General features: G+C 48.3%; 23 protein-coding genes. 17 read left to right on the top strand and 6 right to left on the bottom strand.

Annotated elements, in window-relative coordinates; translation table 11 throughout:
- Positions 1–73: 73 nt before the first annotated feature.
- The 6 genes from AC0LWM_RS20225 to AC0LWM_RS20200 all read left to right on the top strand — a co-directional run bounded on the left by AC0LWM_RS20225 (position 74) and on the right by AC0LWM_RS20200 (position 5873).
- Positions 74–1048: a helix-turn-helix transcriptional regulator gene (locus AC0LWM_RS20225; RefSeq protein WP_474676801.1), complete on the top strand. Its 975-nt coding sequence runs from the start codon at positions 74–76 to the stop codon at positions 1046–1048.
- 193 nt (positions 1049–1241) lie between these two features.
- Positions 1242–2051 carry a class I SAM-dependent methyltransferase gene (locus tag AC0LWM_RS20220; protein WP_474676800.1) on the top strand — a complete coding sequence of 270 codons (810 nt, stop codon included), beginning with the start codon at positions 1242–1244 and terminating at the stop codon, positions 2049–2051.
- A gap of 82 nt (positions 2052–2133) precedes the next feature.
- The gene (locus tag AC0LWM_RS20215; RefSeq protein ID WP_474676799.1) at positions 2134–2844 is read left to right on the top strand and encodes a response regulator transcription factor; all 711 of its coding nucleotides are present in this window, start codon (positions 2134–2136) and stop codon (positions 2842–2844) included.
- A gap of 4 nt (positions 2845–2848) precedes the next feature.
- On the top strand, positions 2849–3919 hold the full coding sequence (locus AC0LWM_RS20210) for a sensor histidine kinase (RefSeq protein WP_474676798.1): 1071 nt from the start codon (positions 2849–2851) through the stop codon (positions 3917–3919).
- Between the two features lie 87 nt (positions 3920–4006).
- On the top strand, positions 4007–5569 hold the full coding sequence (locus AC0LWM_RS20205) for a hypothetical protein (protein ID WP_474676797.1): 1563 nt from the start codon (positions 4007–4009) through the stop codon (positions 5567–5569).
- Positions 5570–5630: 61 nt separating this feature from the next.
- Entirely contained in the window at positions 5631–5873 is a 243-nt protein-coding gene (locus AC0LWM_RS20200; RefSeq protein WP_474676796.1) for a hypothetical protein, read from the top strand.
- 56 nt (positions 5874–5929) lie between these two features.
- On the opposite strand, the gene AC0LWM_RS20195 is transcribed toward AC0LWM_RS20200, so the two are convergent.
- Positions 5930–6334 carry a VOC family protein gene (locus tag AC0LWM_RS20195; RefSeq protein WP_474676795.1) on the bottom strand — a complete coding sequence of 135 codons (405 nt, stop codon included), beginning with the start codon at positions 6332–6334 and terminating at the stop codon, positions 5930–5932.
- Positions 6335–6631: 297 nt separating this feature from the next.
- Between AC0LWM_RS20195 and AC0LWM_RS20190 the strand changes: the two genes are divergently transcribed.
- From AC0LWM_RS20190 to AC0LWM_RS20170, 5 genes are all read left to right on the top strand, one after another.
- Complete coding sequence (locus AC0LWM_RS20190; RefSeq protein WP_474676832.1) at positions 6632–7513, top strand: ABC transporter ATP-binding protein; 882 nt, start codon at positions 6632–6634, stop codon at positions 7511–7513.
- Positions 7506–8453, top strand: a complete 948-nt coding sequence (locus AC0LWM_RS20185) for an ABC transporter permease (RefSeq protein WP_474676794.1) — start codon at positions 7506–7508, stop codon at positions 8451–8453. Before AC0LWM_RS20190 ends, AC0LWM_RS20185 begins: the two co-directional genes overlap by 8 nt.
- Positions 8454–8606: 153 nt before the next feature.
- The gene (locus AC0LWM_RS20180) at positions 8607–9869 is read left to right on the top strand and encodes an alpha/beta hydrolase family protein (protein WP_474676793.1); all 1263 of its coding nucleotides are present in this window, start codon (positions 8607–8609) and stop codon (positions 9867–9869) included.
- A gap of 161 nt (positions 9870–10030) precedes the next feature.
- The gene (locus tag AC0LWM_RS20175; protein WP_474676792.1) at positions 10031–12484 is read left to right on the top strand and encodes a sensor histidine kinase; all 2454 of its coding nucleotides are present in this window, start codon (positions 10031–10033) and stop codon (positions 12482–12484) included.
- A complete protein-coding gene (locus AC0LWM_RS20170) occupies positions 12465–13112 on the top strand; it encodes a response regulator (RefSeq protein WP_474676791.1) in 648 nt (215 codons plus the stop codon). Before AC0LWM_RS20175 ends, AC0LWM_RS20170 begins: the two co-directional genes overlap by 20 nt.
- A gap of 70 nt (positions 13113–13182) precedes the next feature.
- Here AC0LWM_RS20170 and AC0LWM_RS20165 read toward each other — a convergent pair whose 3' ends face one another.
- Both AC0LWM_RS20165 and AC0LWM_RS20160 read right to left on the bottom strand, forming a co-directional pair.
- Complete coding sequence (locus AC0LWM_RS20165; RefSeq protein WP_474676790.1) at positions 13183–14388, bottom strand: MFS transporter; 1206 nt, start codon at positions 14386–14388, stop codon at positions 13183–13185.
- Between the two features lie 25 nt (positions 14389–14413).
- A complete protein-coding gene (locus AC0LWM_RS20160) occupies positions 14414–15448 on the bottom strand; it encodes an ROK family protein (protein WP_474676789.1) in 1035 nt (344 codons plus the stop codon).
- Positions 15449–15613: 165 nt separating this feature from the next.
- On the opposite strand from AC0LWM_RS20160, the gene AC0LWM_RS20155 reads away from it, so the two are divergent.
- The 3 genes from AC0LWM_RS20155 to AC0LWM_RS20145 all read left to right on the top strand — a co-directional run bounded on the left by AC0LWM_RS20155 (position 15614) and on the right by AC0LWM_RS20145 (position 17371).
- Complete coding sequence (locus AC0LWM_RS20155; RefSeq protein WP_474676788.1) at positions 15614–16105, top strand: GyrI-like domain-containing protein; 492 nt, start codon at positions 15614–15616, stop codon at positions 16103–16105.
- Positions 16106–16211: 106 nt separating this feature from the next.
- The gene (locus AC0LWM_RS20150; RefSeq protein ID WP_474676787.1) at positions 16212–16709 is read left to right on the top strand and encodes a DinB family protein; all 498 of its coding nucleotides are present in this window, start codon (positions 16212–16214) and stop codon (positions 16707–16709) included.
- 317 nt (positions 16710–17026) lie between these two features.
- The gene (locus AC0LWM_RS20145) at positions 17027–17371 is read left to right on the top strand and encodes a hypothetical protein (protein ID WP_474676786.1); all 345 of its coding nucleotides are present in this window, start codon (positions 17027–17029) and stop codon (positions 17369–17371) included.
- Here the strand turns inward: AC0LWM_RS20145 and AC0LWM_RS20140 are convergent, their stop codons facing one another.
- Positions 17372–18115, bottom strand: a complete 744-nt coding sequence (locus AC0LWM_RS20140) for a MerR family transcriptional regulator (protein WP_474676785.1) — start codon at positions 18113–18115, stop codon at positions 17372–17374.
- 124 nt (positions 18116–18239) lie between these two features.
- Between AC0LWM_RS20140 and AC0LWM_RS20135 the strand changes: the two genes are divergently transcribed.
- Entirely contained in the window at positions 18240–18728 is a 489-nt protein-coding gene (locus AC0LWM_RS20135; RefSeq protein ID WP_474676784.1) for a DUF6022 family protein, read from the top strand.
- A gap of 87 nt (positions 18729–18815) precedes the next feature.
- Here AC0LWM_RS20135 and AC0LWM_RS20130 read toward each other — a convergent pair whose 3' ends face one another.
- Together AC0LWM_RS20130 and AC0LWM_RS20125 are read right to left on the bottom strand one after the other, a co-directional pair.
- A complete protein-coding gene (locus AC0LWM_RS20130; protein WP_474676783.1) occupies positions 18816–19589 on the bottom strand; it encodes an SDR family NAD(P)-dependent oxidoreductase in 774 nt (257 codons plus the stop codon).
- Complete coding sequence (locus tag AC0LWM_RS20125) at positions 19586–20080, bottom strand: hypothetical protein (RefSeq protein WP_474676782.1); 495 nt, start codon at positions 20078–20080, stop codon at positions 19586–19588. Before AC0LWM_RS20125 ends, AC0LWM_RS20130 begins: the two co-directional genes overlap by 4 nt.
- Before the next feature lie 185 nt (positions 20081–20265).
- Here AC0LWM_RS20125 and AC0LWM_RS20120 point away from each other — a divergent pair, with 185 nt between their 5' ends.
- Entirely contained in the window at positions 20266–20697 is a 432-nt protein-coding gene (locus tag AC0LWM_RS20120) for a MarR family winged helix-turn-helix transcriptional regulator (RefSeq protein ID WP_474676781.1), read from the top strand.
- A 164-nt stretch (positions 20698–20861) separates the two neighbouring features.
- Positions 20862–22379 carry a DHA2 family efflux MFS transporter permease subunit gene (locus AC0LWM_RS20115; RefSeq protein ID WP_474676780.1) on the top strand — a complete coding sequence of 506 codons (1518 nt, stop codon included), beginning with the start codon at positions 20862–20864 and terminating at the stop codon, positions 22377–22379.
- Positions 22380–22395 lie beyond the last annotated feature (16 nt).

The following is a 22395-nucleotide window of genomic DNA, read 5'->3' as shown; positions in this document are numbered from 1 at the left end:
TGTAAAAACAGAATCAAAATCAGTACTGATGCTACATTTCTGATACAATAAAATCATGAAGAAGACAGAACGAGTGAACCTGATCATGCGCTTCATCAATAACCGCGCGCATTTTACGATTGCAGAGATTCAGCGGGAGTTCAAGATTTCTCGTGCGACGGCGATCCGCGACATTAACGAGATTCAGGCGATGGGTTTTCCGCTGACGACCGAGCTTGGGCGCGGGGGTGGCTACAATGTCCTGCAAAATCAGTATCTGTCCGCCGTCCGTTTCACGCCAGAAGAGCTGAAAGCGATATTTATCAGCTTTATCGCCTCGAAAAATTCGCAGCTGCCTTATTTGCAAAATCGCCGCTCCATCACTGAAAAACTCATCGGCATTGCGTCGCAAACCCAGCACGACGAGCTGATCGAGTTGAATAATATCTTGCTTTTTGAAAATACAAATCCTGCTAATCCGAATCTTTTGGAACTTGATGATGCGGCGCCTGCGGAGTTGAACCAGTTGATTTCGCTTGCTGTGCGAGATAAGCACTTGCGCTTGACCTATGAGCCGAGTCCCGGCTGGCCGCAGTTGATGGACGTTTTTTTGATTCATATTTTTAACTCAAACGCTCATTGGCTGGTCGAGGTTTATGATCTTGATGCCGATGAGTTTCGTTATTTGCCTGTTGAGATGCTGCGGGATTCGGCAATTTCTGAGCAGGAGATGAAGCGGTCTGAGCAAGAGATTTTAAGCAAAAAACGGCTTGGCGCACGTGAATCCAATCTGGTTGTAAAGCTTGATAAGACTGGGGTTCAGCGCTTCAAGCGCTTGCACCCGCCGGGGATTATTTTGTCCTTTACAGGGATGTTCCAGTCGAGTGGGATTTTCAATGTTCAACTGGATGTGACCGATGTTGAGGCGCTAGAGTATTATGCGGATTGGCTTTTGTTTTTGGGGAAAGGGGTCGAGTTTGAACGGATTCCTGATGAGCTGCGCTTGATTTTGGAAGAGCGGTTAAGGGGAAGTGCCGACACTTTAACAAAATACACGCTAGGCCAATAAATATCCGCAAAGGGAGACTGTAATGAACTCCAGCAAGAATATGTACCTGGCAGTTTTCTTCAGAAAGTAATTGACTGTGGTGCGTGAGTCAATTAAGGTGGTTGTGTGAAAACATGGCAACCTGGGTGGTACGCGATTCATATCGTCCCAGAGCATTGGCTTTGGGGCGTTTTTATTTTGGGAGGGGAATAAGATGGAGAACGAAGAATTAATTCATCATTACACGAATCTCAGTAAAGAAAGTACTCGTTTGGATGGCTTCTCATTGGAGAAGATCCGAACAAGAGAATTAATAAGTCGCCATATTTCAAAGGATCATTCATTAGAAATTCTTGATATCGGGGGAGCGTCCGGAGTTTATTCTTTTTGGTTATCTGAATTAGGTCATAGCGTTACACTTATTGATCCTGTACCCTTGCATGTAGAGCAGGCTGAGGCAGCATCAAAAACGAGTAAATTCCCTTTGAAGAATTCGTTTGTGGGTGACGCACGCGATCTAAAGTTTGCTGATAACTCGTTTGATGTTGTCCTTATGCTAGGCCCCCTATATCATTTGACCGAGCAGGCAGACCGTTTAAAAGCATTGTCAGAGGCTAACAGGGTTTTAAAGCCCGGGGGATTAGTTTTAGCGGCTACGATTTCTCAGTTCGCTTCGATGTTCAATGGATTTTATTTTAATTTTATAAAAGATCCGGAGTTTGTGACCATGATGCAGAGGGATTTAATTGATGGTCAGCATCGCCCGCCAAGTGCAGAATACTTCATGGATACGATATTTCATAACCCGTCTTGGATTAAGGATGAGATTCGTAAATCTAACTTTACATTAGTGGGATTATATGCAATCGAAAGTTTTGCTGAATATTTGCCCAATTTGCATGAAATTCGAAATGATCAAAGCAAGCTGGAGTTATTACTGGAGTCGATAAGGAAAGTCGAAAGTGAAGAATCGCTTCTGGGGTTAACTTCCCATAACATGGCAGTAGGTATGAAATCGACTTAATCGCTGAACTAACGTAGAACGATTGTGGAATGGCTTTCCGCGGCACCGATGAAGAATATACAAGCAAAAGGAGGTCGGCATCGTGCGAAATGAAGCAATCTTAGTGGTCGATGATGAAGAAGGCATTCTGATCATGCTCGAGAATCTTCTTCGAAAAGAAGGATATACCCAAATTACAAAAGCCGGCTCCGCTGCTGAGGCGCTCATGGCTGTGCGGACGGCGCGTTTCGATATGATCGTTTTGGATGTCATGCTTCCGGACATGGATGGGTTTTCCTTATGTGTGGAGTTGCGTAAAATCGTAAACAGTCCGATCCTGTTCCTTACCGCCCGCTCTAGCGATTTGGATAAGCTGCAGGGTCTGTACCTGGGCGGAGATGATTATGTGACGAAACCGTTCAACCCGATGGAAGTTATCGCACGGATTCAGGCCCATTTGAGGCGGAGCTCATTGTATTCATCTGATGTTTTAAGCGCTGAGGAGATGTATCGGTACGATACGTTTACAGTTAACCGGGCCACTGGCCAACTGATCGTAGGCAATGTGGACACACCTTGTCCTGCCAAAGAGCTCGAATTATTACTCTATTTTTGCAAACATCCGAACCGGGTATTCACCGCTCAACAACTATACGAACAAGTGTGGGGCACTATGGTGCTAGGGGACGAGAAAACGGTCGTGATCCACATCTCCAGACTTCGAAAGAAGCTGGAGGCCGATCCGTCCGAACCCAAGCTAATCGTTACGCTACGAGGGATCGGATATAAGTTTGTTCCGCCCTCGGGAGGTTAGGATAATGAATTTTATGCTCCGTGTAGCTTTACAGCTGTTGGTCGTTTTCGTTTTCGGGTTTGCATGCATTCAAGCGCTTGTCATAGGAGTGGCATGGTTATTTTGGCCGCAGACGATCTTGACCGGAAACAGTTCAAGCAGCTTTGGGATCTTTGTCGTAACCTTGTGCTCCATACTTATTATTCTGACTTTTCTCCTGATCGGTTGGTATTTGGGGAAGCCGGTTTATTTTATCATCGTATGGATCAGACGCTTGGCGAACGGTCAATATGATTTTCCCATACGGTGGGATAAGATCCACTCCCCTAAGAAAGGAACATTGAAAATTCCGTATGCAGTCTACAAGGAATTGTTCGAGCATTTACGAATGCTTGCGAACACGCTGCAAACAAACGAAAAGGAACTACGGGAGTCGGAGCAAGCGAAACAAGAATGGATTCGAGGCATATCCCACGATTTAAAAACGCCGTTAACCTACATATCCGGTTATTCCACCATGCTGATGAATACGGAGTATCGGTGGAGTGAAGCGGAACAAAAGGAGTTTCTAGCTATCATTCAGCAGAAAGCGGTTCATCTGCAAGAATTGGTGCAGGATCTCAATGAAACGATTCAAGGGCAAATCCCTCTAAAACCCGAGGAAGCCAATATCGTTGAGCTGGTACGCAGAACGGTGGCGGATGTTAGTAGTGCGCCTTGGGCAAACGGCTATCTTTTTATGATGGAGGCGAAGTCGGAACAAATTCCGTTATCCTTTGATCCGAAGCTACTGACACGGGCTATTCGTAATTTGCTCGTCAATGCGGTCGTTCATAATCCGGAAGGCACCGAGATTGCGGTTCGTATTTCACGTTCCAGTGACCGAACGGCGGAGATCCGGATCGACGATAACGGAATCGGATTCAGCGAGACGCTCGTTAAAAGCGATGCAGCCATACCCTCTTTCGAACGTGTGGGTTTGGGACTGTCCATTGCCAAGCAACTCATTAAAGCCCATGGCGGAGATTTGGTCGTCGTCAGCCAGCCGAATGAAGGAACCTCTCTGTCCATCAGGTTGCCATTGATGCAAAGTTAGGATGAAGTTAGTTTTCCGTTTACCTGCTGTTTACTTGCGCTCCTTATAATAACGGTAACGACGCCGTTTTTAGGAAGGAGACTTGCAATGATGAAGAAACATGCATGGTGGTTGTCTACAAGATGGGGATATGCAGCGTCTGTCGCACTAGTACCCTATGCGATTTTAAAAAGCCTTTGGGCGATGGGCTTCACCGTTCTGGCTTCGGGGAAAGGCATCGAGGAGCTTCATGCCGCTATGAAAAGCGACTCTGGTCCAACCATCAGTTTTCTATACGCTCACGGAATCGATATTACCGCCCTATTGGCTTTAATCGCTTCTCTGCTTGCGCTTGCTTTGGTTCAAGATTGGGGACAGAAAATCCCGCGCTGGCTTTTGCTCGTCCCAGCGGGGGGAGGCGGCTTGTCATTCGTTTACATTAGCCTCGTAACATTTTATAAGCTTATCGTCGGCGATATAAGTTTTTCCAACACCCCGACATTTTCTCCCTGGGTACTGCTCCCGGTTTACGGGGGATTCTTCACATGGGGAATTACGATCTGTTTGGCCGCTTTGTCTTACGGCATTAGAACGAGAAAGCGTACCCGGGAGACGATGGAACGGAAGCCTTCATCGCTTGGCTGGTGGAGGCGTTGGCCGGAATGGGTCCGGTACGCAGCCATCGTTTGGACGCTGGTCTATGGTGCGCTGGGGTTGTATTGGTCGCTTGGAGGCTTTGGCTTTCCATTAGGATTGGTGAACGACCCAAAGACGCAAAATTCGTTTTTTAAACATGTCACAGCCGCGGAAGCTGGACCCGTTATTTCTATGTTCTGCTTTCTTGGCGTGATCGTACTTTTCAAGTGCAATTTCAAAGCGCGCGGTTTTATCCGTACGATGCTCCTCTTATATGCTTGGAGCGCTGCGACGATTTTCTGCTTAGCCATTCCTGATGCCCGGGCGCTTATTGTAGTGGCATACGCTCCCATTTTTTTGATTGGGTCGCTTTTCTGGACGTTGCCGATCCATTATTTCGATCAATTCACATGGCCAGTGGTAAACCAATTTATTTGCATTGCCGGCGGTTTGCTGTGGGCAGCCACGGCTTTGTCCTTCCAACGCCTATCCAGAGACGCTTGCCGCTATTGTGGTCGCAAAAGCGATTCGAGCCATTGGATGGTTTCCGACTCCGCGGCTCGTTGGGGAAGATGGATTACCTACGTTGCCATCCTTGCCCCCGCTTATTACGATATCACCCGTATCGCTTGGCTGCTCGGAATCCCTCTGGGGATTACAAAGGAATTATTTCAAAGTCTTCAGGATACAGGCGCGGTATGGGCAGGAGCGGGCCTTGCCTTGGTATCGATCGGCGGCACCATCCTGACACGTGGACTTATTAAGTCGTGGGGTGAAGATTTCCCTCGTTGGATTCCGTTTTGGGCCGGAAAGCGCGTCCCTCCTGCTCTGGCCGTCGTTCCTGCTGGGCTGGTCTCTATCATGTTGACCATTACCGGCATTGATGTCGTCCTCGGGTTCTCAATTCAGAATTTGCAAAACTGGGGAGCTTCAACCCCGCTCCTGTTGTTTCCGATCTGGGGGATAGCGCTGGGAGTAGCTACGATTTTCTATTATTACCGGAGGCAGGGGCGTTGCAACCGCTGTGGTCTATAAGTGCGCAAGAGAATGAATCTGTTACGTTTGGGGAACGTTAACTCTAAAACGGAGGTTTTTTATGGAACTGTTCAGAGATGGCGAACCTCATCCTTTGTATGATGAGATTATGAGCTTGAAAGATGTAAAGATGCGAAACGTTGCCATTAAAGCCGTCAACGGAGTGATCTTAGTATCTTACATGGATGATAAGTGGATTGTTACTTTAAATGATCGCTTCCAGTTCGAAAGTGATAATATTTACGAAATCATCGATCATGTGGACAAGCTGCATGAAGATAATTCCACTATTTTTATTCGCTGAAAAAAGCCCTCCCGAGATATATTTTCGGGTGGGCTTTTGTTCTCTCGCTCTTATTATTAGGCAGTCGGTCCCGCGGTGGTGATCATCCACATGACGCCGTATTTGTCTTCGATGTGTCCGAACAAGGCGCCCCAGAATGCCGGCTCCAAAGGGCACTTCACCTTGCCGCCTTCAGCTAGCTTATCGAAGGCTTCGCGGGCTTCGGCTTCCGTTGCATACTCGAGACAGAGATTTATGGCGTTCCCCCGAATGATCGGCTCAAATACGGAATCGGACATTAAGAAGTTAATTCCTCCGGCCATCAGACTCAAATTAACAACTTTGTCCTTGAGTTCTTCCTTTGCTCCAGGAAGCTGCCCATGCGTCATTACCGATAGGATCTCTCCTCCGAGCGCATGCGTGTAGAACTCGGCCTGAGTTTTTGCGTCCTCCGACATAATATAAGTTGTGTGTTTTGCCATCTTACAACATCCTCTCTCCATTAGTTTGGACTGTTCGAAATTCAGCCTCTATGGAGACAACGAATGAGAAATGACAAAATCGACAGATTAAAAAAATATTTTAAGAAAGCTGCGCGCATCCCGCAAATATTTGCGGGAATGCAGCAAAACAATGCGGGAGTATAGCAAAACATTGCGGGTTTCGAAACTCTTCCCTTCGGTATGATAGATCCATGCGGCATTGCCAACGAGAACTCGATTGGAGAGGAGAATGACGGCTTGAAACCAATCCTGCAATTGAATAATGTATCCAAAATCATGGGCGGCAAGAAGTTAATTGACAGGCTGAGCTTGAATGTCAATTCGGGGGAAGTGTTCGGTTTTTTGGGGCCGAACGGAGCGGGGAAAACGACCACGATCCGCATGATGGTCGGCTTGATGCGGATGAGCGAGGGAGACATCCTGATCGAAGGCCACAGCATTGCAAAAAAATATGAGCAAGCGATCGCAAAGGTGGGCGCAATCGTCGAAAATCCGGAAATGTACAAATATTTGTCCGGCTATCGGAACTTGCTCCATTTCGCGAGGATGGTTCCGGGCGTTACAAAGGAGCGAATCCGGGAGGTTACCGCGCTTGTAGGGCTCGAAAACCGGATTCACGATAAAGTGCGGACGTATTCGCTGGGGATGAGACAACGTCTTGGAGTCGCTCAAGCGCTGCTGCACCGGCCGTCCCTGCTCATCTTGGATGAGCCGACCAACGGGCTGGATCCGGCGGGGATACGCGAGCTAAGAGATTACTTACGGAGACTGACCAGGGAAGAAGGCATCGCCGTCATCGTCTCCAGCCATTTGCTTTCGGAGATGGAGCTCATGTGCGACCGTGTCGCCATTATTCAACAAGGCAAGCTGGTCGATGTCCAGCCGATTCGCGAATTCGTCGGCGGCGAAGCGGACACGCAAGTCGTATTCGATGTAGATCGCAAGGACTTGGCCCGCCAGCTGCTCGCGTCAATTCATTTCGCTAGCGCAATAGAAGATACGGAAGAGGGTCTTGCGCTTGCTCTGGAGCGCGAGAAAATCGCCCCCGTGAACGAGCTGCTCGTTAGAGGCGGAGTCAAGGTTTACGGCATCAAGAAGATGACGCTCACGCTCGAAGAGAAGTTCCTGCAAGTGACGGGAGGCGAGCAGATTGCTTAATTTGCTTTTGAATGAAAATATGAAAATTTATCGGCGGCTGCGTACATGGATGTTGGTTGCCGGCTTGATCCTCATTACGGCGGTTACTTTAATTTTCGTGCAAAATCATATTGCCTCCATGCATGGTGGCGTGGGCGGCGACTGGAAAGCGAATGTCCGGCAGCAGATCGAGGACGCTCAGAGCCAGATGGCGAAGAAGGATACGCCGGACGATCGGAAAGCGGAGCTTCAAGCGGACTTGCTGATGAATCAGTATCGGCTCGAACACGATATCCCGCCAACGGAGAATACGTTATGGGGCAATGTGCTGACGGCATCCAATTTAATCGTATTCGTCACGATGTTTACGGTGATCGTAGCGGCGGACAGCGTTGCCGGCGAATTCAGCTCCGGGACGATCAAGCTGTTGCTCATCCGTCCGGTATCGCGTTCCAAGGTGCTGCTTTCGAAGTATTTTAGCACGCTTACCTTTTCGCTGTTTCAATTTTTAGTGATATTCGCTTCCGCTTTCATCCTATCCGGCATGCTTGTCGGCTTCGGCGACGTGGGGACACCGTATCTGTATGCGCAGGGCGGCGCCGTTCATGAAGTCAATATGATTCACCACGTGCTTCGTACATACGGCTACGAATGCGTTCAGTTGATCATCATCGTCACGATGGCGTTTATGATTTCCACTGTTTTTCGCAGCAGCTCGCTGGCTATCGGATTTTCGATCGGCATCATGTTTGTCGGTTCGGCCGTGGCGAATTTTTTGACGTCGTTTTCTTGGGCGAAATACTTTTTGTTCGAAAATACCGATTTGACCGTGTATTTGAACGGAACGCCGAAAATCGCCGGAATGACCCTGTCGTTTTCGATCGCCGTGTTGATCGTCCATTATATCATTTTTATGGCAGCTTCCTGGCTGGTGTTCACCCGAAGGGATGTCGCCTCCTAATTCATTCTTCGATTGCGTCGATTTGCGGCGGTAAAGATGAGGGAGGTGATCCATGGATACATATGCGGGCCTACTCAGGTTGACGATTGACGGATTATAAGCACCAAGAAACAAAGAAATTCAATTTCAAATCATAGTGGTGGAGGAAATCATATGAAAAAAGCAGTTATCGGCATGATCGCAGCAGTCTCATTATTTTCCAATGGACTTTCGGTTCACGCTCAAGCGAATAGTGAAAACAGCGCGCCAAAAAGCGCCCAAACGAAGCCCGTTGTTTCCGTACCGGTTTTGCCGAAAATGGCGGGTCCTTATCAAGTAGGAACCGTTAACTTCGATTGGACCGATAAATCGAGAAAAGATTTGTTGACCGAGGACCCGAACGATTACCGGGAGATTATGGTTCAAGCGTGGTACCCGATTGACAGCGGCGCAGGCAAAGAGAAGGAGACGTACGTTCCTTCGCCGGTCAAAGGGATCAAGAGCTTTGCGGCCAGCCTCGGTATGGGGGAGCAATTCGCGGAAATCAACAAAGTCGATACCCAAACGTATAAAGAGGCATTGTTATCGAAAAAACAGGGCAAGTATCCGATCGTTTTGTTTTCCCATGGTATGGGCGACGCCAGATGGGAATATCAATCGATCACCCGGGAGCTGGCCAGCCACGGGTTTATCGTATTCAGCATCGAGCATACTCACTTCAGCTTAGGGGTCGAATTTAAAAACGGCAAGTTCATTCCGTTCGACACGAAGAACAATGACCTTCAGGGTGCTTTGGATATTAAAAATTCGGACGATGTCGTGAATAATATATGGGTTAAGGATTTGCAATTTGTGATGGATCAACTGGATGTCTTAAACAAAGCTGACGATAAATTGGGCTTTAAAAACAAGCTGGATCTAAGCAAAATCACGGCCGTTGGACATTCCGTGGGCGGGGCGACCGCAGCGCGGGCTTTGCAGATTGATCCAAGGGTCAAAGCGGCGATCAACCTTGACGGATCGTTATACGGCATGACGGATCCATCGGCCAAGATGTCCAAACCGTTTGCATTCATCAAGGTGGTAACCCATGATCAACAATTGCACGGCCAAATCCCACTGCCGCAACAACCGGGCGTGGATCCGAAGGCGGTCGAGAAATTATTTAATGAGTTTGCAACAAGGTACGAACAGGCGATTCAAGGAGACGAAACTTATGACATGACAATAAGCGGAACAACAATGGTGGACCACCTGAGCTTTCCGGATCATCCTTTGCTCAAGCCATATTACGGCAATCGCACGGGCTTCGTCTCGCTTCCAGGGGCCGTTAAACCAAACGATTTTTATCAGGTCACCAACAACGTCATTCTGTCGTTCCTCGATAAGTACTTAAACGGCAAGAAGAATACAATGCTCGAACTGACGATCAAATAGATAGAGAGATAAGGCCCGCAGTATGTTGCCGCGGGTCTTTATATTTGGGCCAAGCGCAAAAATTGCGGACATCCGCTTTTTTTTGCGCGCTAAATGAGCGATGATTCCTTTATAATAGTCGTGTGGTCGATTGTTGTGATCTATAAGGGGGAAGGAATAAGGTGGATCCATCTCAAGATGTCATTCGAAGCGCGCAGCTGACGCTGAAACATATGCCCGAGCCGATGTGCATCATCCGACCGGATCGTCGGATCTTATGGGGTAACGACGCTTTCCGCAGCCGGTTCGGCGGCAATATCGAACATTTGGACGATGACGCAATCGACAGTGCATTCGAGCTTGTCCCCGTTGAAGACGACGGAGCAATCGTTTCGCACGTCGTGAAATTCCGCGAGTCCAAGCATCCTGCGATAGACCAGGATTCCGTGCAATCGGACGAGATTTATAGAATTATTGCCGAAAATATTTCGGATGTGATTGTCGTGGTGGATAACGATGCGATCGTACGGTATGTTTCCCCGTCCTTTATGTCCATTGTTGGTTATCGTGTCGACGAATACGAAGGCATAGACGCATTTGAAGGCATTCACCCGGACGACAGGGAACGCGTTCGTTTGTTGCATGCGGAGTCGGTACGATCGAAGCTGTCGGTGAATGTGGAATACCGGATTCTGCACAAGCAAGGCCATACCGTTTACATCGAGACTCGGGTAAGGCCTGTGCTGGACGCTGAGGATCGGGTGAAATATGTGGTCGCCGTGGTCAGGGACGTTACGGAAAGAAAACAAAGCGAGCGGTTGCTTGAAAATATTTTGGATAATGTTAACGCTGTTGTGATATCAACGGACCAAAACTTTACCCGGTATTCGTATTGTTCGGAAAACTTCGAGAGAATAACGGGCATTCCGCGGCTTGAGGCTATGAACAATCCGATGCGTACGCATGATGCCATTCATCCGGACGATAACGTTGTCCTCATGACCGAAGTGAAGGAAAAGCTCGATAAAGGGACCCCGGTTCGCCAAGAATTTCGCTGGGTTCTTCCCGAGGGGGAAACAAGGTGGGGGAATATGATCATCCACCCGTATCTTGACCATTCCGGTGCGATTGAACGAATCGACATGATTACTCTGGATATTACCGAGAAGAAGCGATCCGAGCTGGCGCTTGAAGAAAGCGAACAAAGGTATAAATCGTTGTTCGAAAATAACTTGGACGGCGTATTCTCCATTGAATTAAACGGATTTTATTTTGTAAATGCCAACCGGTCCTTCGAGCGGATCACCGGCATTCCGATCGATACGATGAAAGGCCGCTGCTTTCTCGGCTTAATCTTGGATGAAGATCATCCGGCGATATATGGGGCTTTATTTTCCGTCATACAGAACAATGAATCCAGAGATATCGAATGCCGCATTACGAAATCCGGACCCGGGGAGACGATCGTCAGCATTACGTTTGTTCCGATCCTTCTTGGCGGAGAGCTTCACGGCATTCACGGCATTGTCAAAGATATTACGGAACGGAAAAGAGAAGAGCGAGAGCTGATCCAAAGTGAAGAGAGATATAGAAGCCTTCAGGAAAGCTTGAATCGCTTCTCCAGCGACCTTGCCAATGTCATGAAAGTATCGGAGCTCGAGAACCGGCTTATCGAAGAGGTAAGAACGGTCCTGCAGGTCACCGGCGTTTCCATTGAAGAGGTGCCGCGTGGGCAGGAACATGAGCTGGCGAACACGAACGACATTTGGGTCAAAATCGGAGAGAAGCAGCAGCCCGTTTATTTGCGGATCGCGGGGAACCATACCATGCTGAGGATCGAGGAGGAATGGCTGGAGACGGCCGTCCATTACGTGACCATCCTGTATGATAATCTTCACTTGCTCGAAGATTTGATGAAGCGTCTCGAGGATATGGTGGCCAAAAACGAAACGCCGAGGTGGATGTTAAGACTGTTGTTTAAATTGTCGGAGAAGGAGCGGGCTTCGCTGTCCGGCGATTTGCACGACTCGGTGCTGCAAAATTTGATCATTTGGTATCGCAAGCTGGAATCGCTCCGTTCCACCGCGGCATTCGCCCAAGACACGCAGCAGCAATTGAAGCAAATCGAAGAGGGGCTTCTGGATACGATTCATCAGATTCGCATTACGTGCAACGAGCTTCGTCCGCCTTTTCTGATGAAAATGGGGCTCGTCGAATCGCTCAAAAGCTTGTTTTCGTATACGCGCATGTTCGCCAATTACGAGATCGAATTTTTGCCCGAGTGCCAGGATTGCTCACTGCAGGAGGACCAAATTCTCGGCGTATACCGGATCGTGCAGGAATTGCTTAACAATGCGAACAAACACTCGAGAGCAAGTAAGGTAACGATGACTCTGGCCGTTACGGAGGACCATCTGTACTTTTCGTATTCGGACGACGGGATCGGGATGGATTTATCCGCTTTTGAAGGCTCGTTTCAGCATATGGGCATTGCGGGCATCGAAAAAAGGGTTCTTAGCTTGGAGGGCGAAGTGAGACTAACGTCCGCTCCGAAGCAAGGGTTTCATGTGAAGATACGGATTCCGACAACGACGCAGCTTAAAGGAGGTGAGCGTTATGGAAATCTTATTGGTTGACGATCATCGATCCGTCGTCGAGGGGACGAAAATGTTGATCGAATCCGAGCCGGATATGAGCGTTACGATTGAAACGGATGTATACTGCGTGTCCGATTTGGTGCGGCTGAAGAAATTCGACGTCATGCTGTTCGATTTATATATGCCGAATATTAACGGCGCTGATTTGACCCGAAAAATACTCGAATATGTTCCCGATGCGGTCATTCTCATTTATTCGGGCTTCGATATCGCCCCTCATTTCAATTTGCTGATGGAGTCGGGCGTGTCCGGCTTCATCGCCAAAACGTCCACCCGCGAGCAGCTCATTCAAGCGATCCGCTGCGCGGCCAGGAAAGAGGCGATTGTCCCGATGAGGCTGCTCAGGCAGCTAAGGCGTCAGGAAATCGTCGTGCTCGGCGATACGGAAAGCGACAAAACCACGATTACCCCGGAAGAAGAAAAGCTGCTTCGGGAGCTTGCGAAAGGAAAAAGCAACAAGGAAATTTCGACGACGCTGATGATCAGCCAGCGATCGCTCGAATACAGCTTAACGGAGCTGTTCCAGAAGCTGCATGTAGGCTCGCGGGTCGAGGTCATCAAAAAAGCGAAAAGCTTAGGAATCCTGCCAACGGAAGATTTATACTAAACGAAAGTGGAGCAGCCTGCCGCGGCAATTGCTCCACTTTTTGTTCAAGAACGGGCAGATGAATTCCGCTTCATTTATTGTGCTGTCCAATGGGTTTCGCGGCTTGTGACAGCAAGCCGGCGACGGTGACGGCGATAAGCACGACGATCAGGGCGCGAAGCAGGCCGACCGATTCGCCGATAATCCCCAAAAAAGGCGGCCCGACAAGGAATGCAAGGTAACCGGCCGTCGATACGGCGCCTACCCTTGCGGCTACTCCGCGCGGATCGTCTCCAGCGGCGGACAGCCCCACCGGAAAGCCGAACGCCGCGCCAAGTCCCCACAACATAATCCCGACTGTTGCAACCGCGTAACTTTGCCCCAGTATAACGATAAGCAGTCCTGTAATCGCAAAAAGCGCGGATGCCCGCAGAACGACAACTCTGCCGAACCGGTCGAGCAGCAGGCCGCCTGCCGCGCGGCCAATCGTCATCGCGGCCACAAATAGGCCAAAAGCGAATGAACCTATGGCCGGCGTAACCTTGTAGCCGTCCACCATAACAAGCGGCAGCCAATCATTGGCGGAGCCTTCCGCAAAAGCCATTCCAAGCACAATGATACCGATCAGAACCGTACGCCGCTCTTTCCATACGGCCATGCGTCCCCTGGCACTCATTGGCGGATCCATCGAATCACCGCCGGTTTCCTTCCCGGTGCCTGCGGGTACGAGACGGTATAAATATAGAATAGACAGCAAGGTAACCGCAACGGCCAACGCCATGTGAACAGCGACCGATATGTCGGCCTTAATCGCAGCCGATCCGGCCATTGCGCCAAGCAGCGTACCTACGCTGAACGCGGCATGGAAACCGGTTAGGAGCGACTTTTGAGCAGCTCTTTCAACGGCCGTTCCCTCCACATTCATTGCCACATCGCATATTCCGTTCCCGAAGCCGAAGACGGCCAATCCCAAAAATACCGTGATGCCGTTAATCAGCCATGAGCCGCCCATACCTACAACGACAAGTCCAACCGAACTGACCGCCAGCCCAGCTACCATGACAAAGCGCCCGCCCTTATTCGCAATCAGGTGACTAGCGCTCAACAGACCGATGATGGAGCCTGCGGCCAATCCGAAAATAATCCATCCCATCTGTGCCGTTGTAGCCCCAAGAGCATCCCGAATCGTTGGCGTTCGCGATACCCATGATGCTATCGTGAACCCGGGCAATGCAAAAATGAAATAAATAGCGATTCGCCACAAATGAATTTGACGACCGCTTAATGAATGGTTCATAAATTTCCTCCTAAGGTGTTAGGCTTCAATCCGCTGTCAGCATACTCCTTACTGTCAACTGATGAAGTCCATGAAGATAATCCTGCTCCCAGTCGCTAACGACAAGGTCCGGCAAATTCTCTTCCGGAACAAACGAAGCGCTTCGATTACGGATCCGCACAAGTTCAACGTCGGTGAGTTCCGAGCTGCAGAAAATGACGGTATGCGGATTAATCGTGGCCGTGAAAGCGGCGACGAGGCGGCTTATGGCTTCCATAAGCTTCAGACGGCTCTCATTGCTGTCCTGTATGGATAAAGCATCATCAAGCATTTGAACGAAGTTCTGCGTACCGGACAGCGGCACATAGGAAACCTCGCCTGAAAAAAAGGTTCTGCCTCTCACAACGTGCCCGTTGATAATAATTCCGGCACCCGGTCCGTTTTTGCCCAAATACAGGTACACAAGAGAGAGCGAATCGTCGTTGCCGATGCGGTCGTAATAACCGATAACCGTAGTATTCATGTCATTTTCGACTTGGACCCTTAGGGAAAACCGCTCCTCGTAAAAAGCTTTGAAGTTGAAATCCTTAAACCGTTCGTAATCGGGAATGTGGAACGCGCGACCGTCATTCACCGCACCGGGGACACCCAGCGTTAGAACACGAACAGAGGGGTAACGTGCCAAGAAAGCCCCGATTTGTTCGGTCAGGAGCTCCGGACCGACTTGCAGCACACCGGGAAGCGTCTCCCGTCCGATGACTTCCCCCACGTAGTTAAGTATCGAGTAGGAGGAGAAATCTTTCTCCAGATATACGGCTAACCCCGACATGTAGTCGGGATTCAACTTATAGGTTTTCGGCCGTCTGCCTCCGCTCGATACGCCGAGCCCCGTTAGCAGCACCTCGCCGGAATCATTCATTTCATCAAGCGCTTTACTGATTGTAGGGAAGCTGATGCCCGTGCTCTGCGCCAGCTCAGCCTTGGTCGATTCCATATCGCGGTAGAGCGTTGCACGAATATGTTGACGAATCAGATCGCCCATCATTTTCGGATTAACAAAAGGCTGCTTTATGTTATTCACCACCACAACTTATTAAATATCTTTAATAAGTCCACATTTTATCACAGATCAAGAAACTGCACAATGCGAATTTCATGAGGAAAACAGTTTACTATAAAGAAAAATTGCGACATAATATTCTTGAAGTTATTGCTATGTTTGTTTTAAACAAACAGGAGGTTGACTATGGAAGCGATAATTATAGAGAAGCCGTCGATGAGATTCATTGGATTATCCACGAATGTTACCCTATATGATGTGCAACAGAACAGGACGACTCTAAAGTTAGCGGAAACCTTTGTACAGAGAAGATCGGAGATTAAGAATTGTAGAAACGAAAGAGAAGTATTTGGGCTGTCAACAGACCCTGAGGATTATAACCCTGAAACCGACCCGTTCGAATTCTTTATTGGAGTCGAAGTTTCCTCAAATGAGGAGATTCCGGAAGGAATGGTGTTTAGAGAGATTCCGGCAAATACATATGTGTTGTTTACATTCAAAGGTCCGTTTGAAAATGCAGGTGCTGTACATGCTTACTTATATTCCACGTGGTTAAGACAAAGCGGATATGAACTTTCCGGACTCTATAATATCGAAATCTACGATGAACGAAATCATGGTCCTGAGTCAGAGGAATCCATTACGGATATTATTTTTCCCGTACGAAAGAAACAATGAAAACGATTTTCCCCTTCATTCATCCCCGGAGGCTTTATCCAAGGCAAGCCTTTCCACTGGACCGGGATTATAGTATGCTGGACATATAAGGGAGGAGGGGAAAACTATGGCGAAACAATTGATTGTCGGAGATGCCATGCATGAGCTGGCTACGACGCGCCGCATCCTGGAGCGCTTGCCCAATGAGCATATGACGTGGAAGCCGCACGTGAAGTCGATGACGCTCGGCGGGCTGGCTACGCACCTGATCAACCTGCTGAACTGGCAAATCGCGATTTTTCTTTACCCGGAATTTGACCTTTCGACCGTGCCGCTTCGGCGCGAAGCTTTGGAAAGACGCGAAGACGTGTTGGAAGAATTCGACGCGAACATCGTCAAGCTTGAAAAGCTGCTAGCCGAATGCGACGAGAAAACGCTCGGCGAGGAATGGACCTTGCGGAACGGCGACCATATCATCCTGCGCCAACCGCGGGCGATCGCGCTTCGCTCCTTTGGATTAAGCCACATGGTTCACCACCGGGCGCAGCTCGGAGTTTATTTGCGGCTTCTCGATATTCCGGTGCCGGGCCTCTACGGTCCCTCGGCTGACGACGAAGGCAAATAAATAAGACGCACCGAAAAGTCGCAGGGCATCGGCATGACCGCCGGTACTCTGCGACTGTTTTTTTGAGACGAACAATCCAGCTGATCGAAAATTGTCCGATGATATCCATTTCCAAACCCTGTTGCCGGACATGTTCGCTGATGCGCATTCAGGACTCGATGTCCCAATGGTTCGATGCGGCAGGGACATTTCTTCCTGGAGAAGTCAGGACGCAGATCACATCCATTCCATCTCTTCACTCGATATAATGGAGTTACTTCCTTAGGAACAATTCGCATGGTATGATGGAAAAATAAGTGAGAATCGAGTTTCGCTAGGTGTTTTGCAATTACCTTCAGATCCGTGAGGAGCAGCTTCCCGCGCTTGCGAGATACGGATTCTCGCTTCAAGGTTATGGCCACTACGCGCTCATCTGTGACGTTCTGACGACACTCGCATACCTTGGAACCGGGTTGCTGATCTTCTTGCGTAAAACAACGGAGCGCATATCGTTGTTTGTGTCGCTGCTGCTGGTCGTGTTCGGAGCATTCGGGATGTCCGAGGTTCATTTGGTGAAAGATTATCCCGTCGCGATCATGTCGATCATTCTGCTCATCCTCGTCCTGAAGTGGCCCGCCAGAGAAGAGGGGCTGACGAAAGGGATAGAACATCGAGACAAGTAGTTATTTTGGTTCCGAAAGGCCTAACGATCCAATCAAGCGGTATAGATAGTAGAGACCTCGCATCTGGCATTTGATCGTTTTATGCAGATAGGTTCGGATACTTTCCGCCAGCTTTATCGCATGTTCGAAGTTATGCAAATCTAGAAGCGCAATCGATTGCTTCAAGTTCACGGTATCCTCGGAATATACAGAACTTTGCAGCACCTGAATCATCCTGATTTTAAGAAGAAGTGATTCCTGATATAGACGGTAGCCGTTATCAGGGTCGCGCTCTGTAGCGAACAGGCCGCTTTTCTCCCAATAACGGATCGCTGATTTGGGAACCCCTGTCCGTCTTGAGACCTCGTGGATGCTGAAGTGCTGGTTCAAATCGTAAGCTTGACTTCCATCGGCATACGATTTCAACTCCGTTATCAGTTGATCCAAATCTGCTTTTTGCCGATGCAGTATGACTTCCCCTTCCCTAACGATCCACAATGCATCGTCCAACTCATTTCTTCGGAGACAATGCAGCACCTCGGTCGTCACTTCCATCCCAAATGCCGGGGCCATGGCTTGAATACATGCCAGGTAGGCATCATGCCGTTCCGTATACATACGATATCCAGTGGCAGATCGTTCCGCAGGAGGGATTAACCCCTTCGCTTCATAGTTCCGCAACGTGTTGGCGCTGATCCCAAATTTCCCCGCCAATTTTTTGGGGAGCAAGCCCATGCGAATCCCACCTTTATAATGAATGCCCAAACATTAAAACCATTGTAATGTTATTCGGATCTTCTTGTTAATTTCCTTCAAACTTTTTCGCAAAAGCTTCCAATTTGCTTACATGTTGTATGATGGGAGCAAACCATTCAAGGAGGAAATAAATATGAGCGTAAAACCAGTATTCCATGACGGCATGACAATCGAGGAGATCGGCGTTGCAGGCAATCGGTATATTGAATCGGTATGGAAGCCCTTGTATGATTCGATGCATGATCAATTAACGGTTGCTTTTCGTGAAATCGAGGACGCTGCCTATGGGCTGTATTTGGACCAGTTAATGCCTGCGCTATTCGATGGCCTTGAGGACGCCGGTTTCGAAGCAACGGAACCCCTCGTGGAGCATGATTTCGTGATCGGCAAATGTTTATTATTTCGAAATTCGATTGAAAAATGGGGAACCGAAGACAATAGATCCAGGATATTTTGGAATGTTGTCCGTCATAAAAAAAGCCAACAACCGGTTGGAGCGTTATTGACGGAAATTCCTCATTCTCATCTGAAGTTTGAGATTCCTGCGGCGCCTGTGCTCTATTCGTTGGGAGAATGTGAGAGGGAACAGATCGTGCAAGGAATGAGGCGTATCAAGGGATAGGAACATGACGGGCTATTGCGACGAATAGGATTTCTAACGAGGAACGAGAGTGGAGCAGGTTGCCGCGGCAGCTGCTCCGCTTTTTGTTCACTTTGTATGTAAGTGCCGAACAATCATGGGCACGATATTCCGTGGCGCAAATCGAACGGAAGCAGCCATCAGGCGGTTTCGAAAACCAGGAATGATAACGGTTTTTCCCTCCCTAAAACCGACATAACCGGCGTGGGCGACTGCATTTGCATTCATTAGACTGCTCGAGAACAATTTGGAGTTTTGGATCTTTGCACGATTTGCAAACTTGGTTTCCGTTGGGCCGGGACATAAAACGGACACGCGTATGCCGGTCCCTCGGAGTTCATTGGCCAGTGCCTCCGTGAAGGAGAGAACATAGCTTTTGGTTGCATAATAAACCGCCATCAACGGCCCCGGCTGAAAAGCCGCAGTGGATGCGACATTCAAGATGCCGCCTTGCTTGCGCTCCAACATGCCGGGTAAGAACAGCTTGGTAAGATGGGTTAGATTTCGGGCATGCAAATCAATCATGGATAGCTCATCCGGCAAATGAGTTTCCGTAAAAGCGCCATGGATACCGAATCCGGCATTGTTTATGAGGACATCGACCGTAATACGATCTTTTTGTAGTTCGTTAAACAATACATCGGGTGAATTGGGTATCGATAGATCGATTGGGATCACGCTTACCGAAACCGTATATTTCACTTCCAGAACCGCTTTAAGTATCAATAAATTAGCTTTATTACGCGCTGTAAGCACCAAATGACAGCCATCGGCAGCGAATTGTTCAGCTAACGCCCTTCCAATACCGCTTGATGCACCCGTGATTAACACCGTCTGTTTCATGCAGGTTCCGCCTCCGAGTTTATTTTGCGCCGATGGTTCCAAATGATAATCAGCCCGGTCAGCACAAGGATGGAAAGAAAAATAATTAAATGGAGAGGCAGAAAGTATATTGCGATTGCCATCCATGCGAAGAGCAGGGATACAGGGCTTGTATATTTAAGTAATCGATAAAATATCCCGGTAAATCCGGAACGATAATAGGATGTCGACTCCATCAAAAGGATTAATGGGTTACAAATGATCCCGAAAATCAGAGGTATAGCAATAAATAGAGGTAATTCTGATTTTGTTGACAACTCAAGCAAGTAAACAAGCCCGGCGGAAAATGCTTGCATAAAAAAATCGAGATGAGCGGATTTAAGCTTACGGGGATTGGTGAATAGTTTGGCCCAAGGCGGCGAGTTGTCGTAATAGATCGCAGCAATCGGCAGCGACAATATAACACCGATGATAAAAGATACGAGTGCCCATTCTAACAAGTGGATGTTCATGTTCTCTCTCCTTTTGAATTGCTTTCCAGCGATTGATGTTGTATAACTGTTTCCTAGGAACAATTATTGTATACATACAAATATAAATCAAAATTTTTTTGTGTCAATAGCAAAATTGCAATTGTTGCAAAAGTGAAATTATTTTGATATACCAATTATAAAACATTCGAGACAGGTGATGACAAATGATCCATGATACATTCGGGGAATTCGCGTACTCCATTATTAAAATGTCGGGTGTACTCGGCGGTGACAAATCTTTTGTCGAAGGGCTTACCCCCAAACAATTGCATCTTTTGATGGAAATCGGTTCACAAACTTACCGTCACGGAGATTTGGCAGGCATTCTTGGGGTGGACCCGTCCACGTTGACAAGAACACTGGACCCACTTGCGAAAGCCGGCCTGGTGGACAGGCAACCCAACCCGGACAATCGAAGGGAAGTGCTGATCAAACTCACCGAAAAGGGCTTGGAAGCGATTGGGGTCGCTCATGAAAAACATCACCAGTTGTTTGCCGACATTTTAAACCAAGTTCCCGAAAATAAGCGAAAACAAGTGGAGGAGAGTCTGGCTATTTTATTGAAAATCATCAAGCATACTAACGTTAAGCATTGAACAAGTAACGGCTGAACTGAAGTTCAATTCACAGGCAGCCGTTTTTTATTAAAAAAATAATTGTAAATGTACAACAATTGAGTATTGACAATAAAAAATAATGCTTTATATTTGTATGTATACAAATGTTTCGAATGAGAAAATTTATGATAAGGAGCTTAGTTATGAAAACAACGCACGTCAAGATTATTCTGGCCGCTTTGTTTATCGGCGTGTTCATGGAAAATCTGGATCACACCATTATGGCAACAGCAGTACCTTCGGTTGTCGCTCAGCTTGGAGGAATGAATGTTTTTCCTTGGGTATTTTCCGTGTACTTGCTCACCTCAACGATTTTTATCCCGGTCTTTGGCAAATTGGCGGATCAATTCGGCAAGAAGCCCTTTCTGTTGATTGGTTTCTCAACCTTCGTCGTTGCGTCGGTCTTATCGGCGAATGCGGAAACGATAGGGCAGCTGATTGCTTACCGGGCATTGCAAGGCTTAGGCGCGGCACCGCTTATGCCAATTGCGTTCAGCATGATTTTCGATCTGGTAAAACCGGAAAGGCAAGGGAAGGTTCAGGGGTTATTCGCCGCGGTTAACGGTCTTTCGTTGATTCTCGGACCCATCATCGGGGCATATCTTACCGATCACTATTCATGGCACTGGGTTTTTTGGATTAACATTCCGTTCGGTGTAGCAGCGGCCATCATGATCAGCCTCTTTTACAAGGAAGAAAAGGGCCATCGTTCCAAAGGTTCCATCGACTATGCCGGCGCAGCTCTGCTTGTCTGTGCAATATCACCTTTCATGGTTGCGTTAGTCATGGGCGGAAGGGATTTTGATTGGGCATCTTGGCAGATCGTTACTTTGTTTGGTCTGAGCGCAATCTTCACTTATCTGTTTATACGTGTCGAGAGAATAGCCAAAGAACCCATTATCGCCCTTAACCTCTTTAAAAAGAAAGTCGTCTCCTCCGTTGTTATCGGATCGTTGCAGGGCATTGTTATGATTGCGGTGATGGTCTATATCCCGTTCTATATTCAAGGGGTAATGGGAGGCACGGTAACGCATGTCGGAACGATTCTAACCCACATGATCGTCGCGATGATTGTCGGAACGGGAATCGGCGGTCATCTTCTTGAAAAGGTTCCGGCCCGCACCATGATCTGGCTTTCCGTCGTCTTGATCGGCATCGGCGGGTATATGCTGACCCAAATCGATCCTCAAACGCCGGATCTAATCTTCTTCGTTGCCATGTTGCTTATGGGGCTTGGGCTTGGGCCGCTCTTTCCAATCACCACGCTACTGGCCCAAACTTCCGTGAGCCATCACCAGACAACAAGCGCAACTTCATTGCTAAGCTTCTTCCGCAATATCGGAATGGCGGTTGGAAGCAGTTCGCTCGCCGCTTTGGTGAACAATCAACTGACAAAGTCCGCTTCCACAATCGATACGGTTAACCTTTCGGGTGCACAGATGGAATTGCTTCAAGACCCGAACCTACTCATGGATCCTACGCTTCAGAAGACGGTTCCGGATCAGGCGCTGCATGTTCTGCAACACGGGATGGGTACAGGAATACTTCAAGTTTTTGCGGTTTCGGTTGCCGCTGCTTTGATTATGTTTGTGTTCGGTTTTTTGGCAGGGAAGGCTCGGTTGGTAACACCGCATGGTTCGAAAAAAATGGGTTTTCATTAAAACGGAGGAGAATGAA

This window comes from Paenibacillus sp. sgz302148 (assembly GCF_056120465.1).
This window is presented reverse-complemented; position numbering and strand designations above follow the sequence as displayed.

Bases quoted from the DNA above. Each gene is read 5' to 3' on its own strand.
- AC0LWM_RS20220 (WP_474676800.1), top strand. From the start codon at position 1,242: ATGGAGAACGAAGAATTAATTCATCATTACACGAATCTCAGTAAAGAA.
- AC0LWM_RS20210 (WP_474676798.1), top strand. From the start codon at position 2,849: ATGAATTTTATGCTCCGTGTAGCTTTACAGCTGTTGGTCGTTTTCGTT.
- AC0LWM_RS20205 (WP_474676797.1), top strand. From the start codon at position 4,007: ATGATGAAGAAACATGCATGGTGGTTGTCTACAAGATGGGGATATGCA.
- AC0LWM_RS20200 (WP_474676796.1), top strand. From the start codon at position 5,631: ATGGAACTGTTCAGAGATGGCGAACCTCATCCTTTGTATGATGAGATT.
- AC0LWM_RS20195 (WP_474676795.1), bottom strand. From the start codon at position 6,334: ATGGCAAAACACACAACTTATATTATGTCGGAGGACGCAAAAACTCAG.
- AC0LWM_RS20190 (WP_474676832.1), top strand. From the start codon at position 6,632: ATGGGCGGCAAGAAGTTAATTGACAGGCTGAGCTTGAATGTCAATTCG.
- AC0LWM_RS20180 (WP_474676793.1), top strand. From the start codon at position 8,607: ATGAAAAAAGCAGTTATCGGCATGATCGCAGCAGTCTCATTATTTTCC.
- AC0LWM_RS20170 (WP_474676791.1), top strand. From the start codon at position 12,465: ATGGAAATCTTATTGGTTGACGATCATCGATCCGTCGTCGAGGGGACG.
- AC0LWM_RS20165 (WP_474676790.1), bottom strand. From the start codon at position 14,388: ATGAACCATTCATTAAGCGGTCGTCAAATTCATTTGTGGCGAATCGCT.
- AC0LWM_RS20155 (WP_474676788.1), top strand. From the start codon at position 15,614: ATGGAAGCGATAATTATAGAGAAGCCGTCGATGAGATTCATTGGATTA.
- AC0LWM_RS20150 (WP_474676787.1), top strand. From the start codon at position 16,212: ATGGCGAAACAATTGATTGTCGGAGATGCCATGCATGAGCTGGCTACG.
- AC0LWM_RS20135 (WP_474676784.1), top strand. From the start codon at position 18,240: ATGAGCGTAAAACCAGTATTCCATGACGGCATGACAATCGAGGAGATC.
- AC0LWM_RS20130 (WP_474676783.1), bottom strand. From the start codon at position 19,589: ATGAAACAGACGGTGTTAATCACGGGTGCATCAAGCGGTATTGGAAGG.
- AC0LWM_RS20125 (WP_474676782.1), bottom strand. From the start codon at position 20,080: ATGAACATCCACTTGTTAGAATGGGCACTCGTATCTTTTATCATCGGT.
- AC0LWM_RS20120 (WP_474676781.1), top strand. From the start codon at position 20,266: ATGATCCATGATACATTCGGGGAATTCGCGTACTCCATTATTAAAATG.
- AC0LWM_RS20115 (WP_474676780.1), top strand. From the start codon at position 20,862: ATGAAAACAACGCACGTCAAGATTATTCTGGCCGCTTTGTTTATCGGC.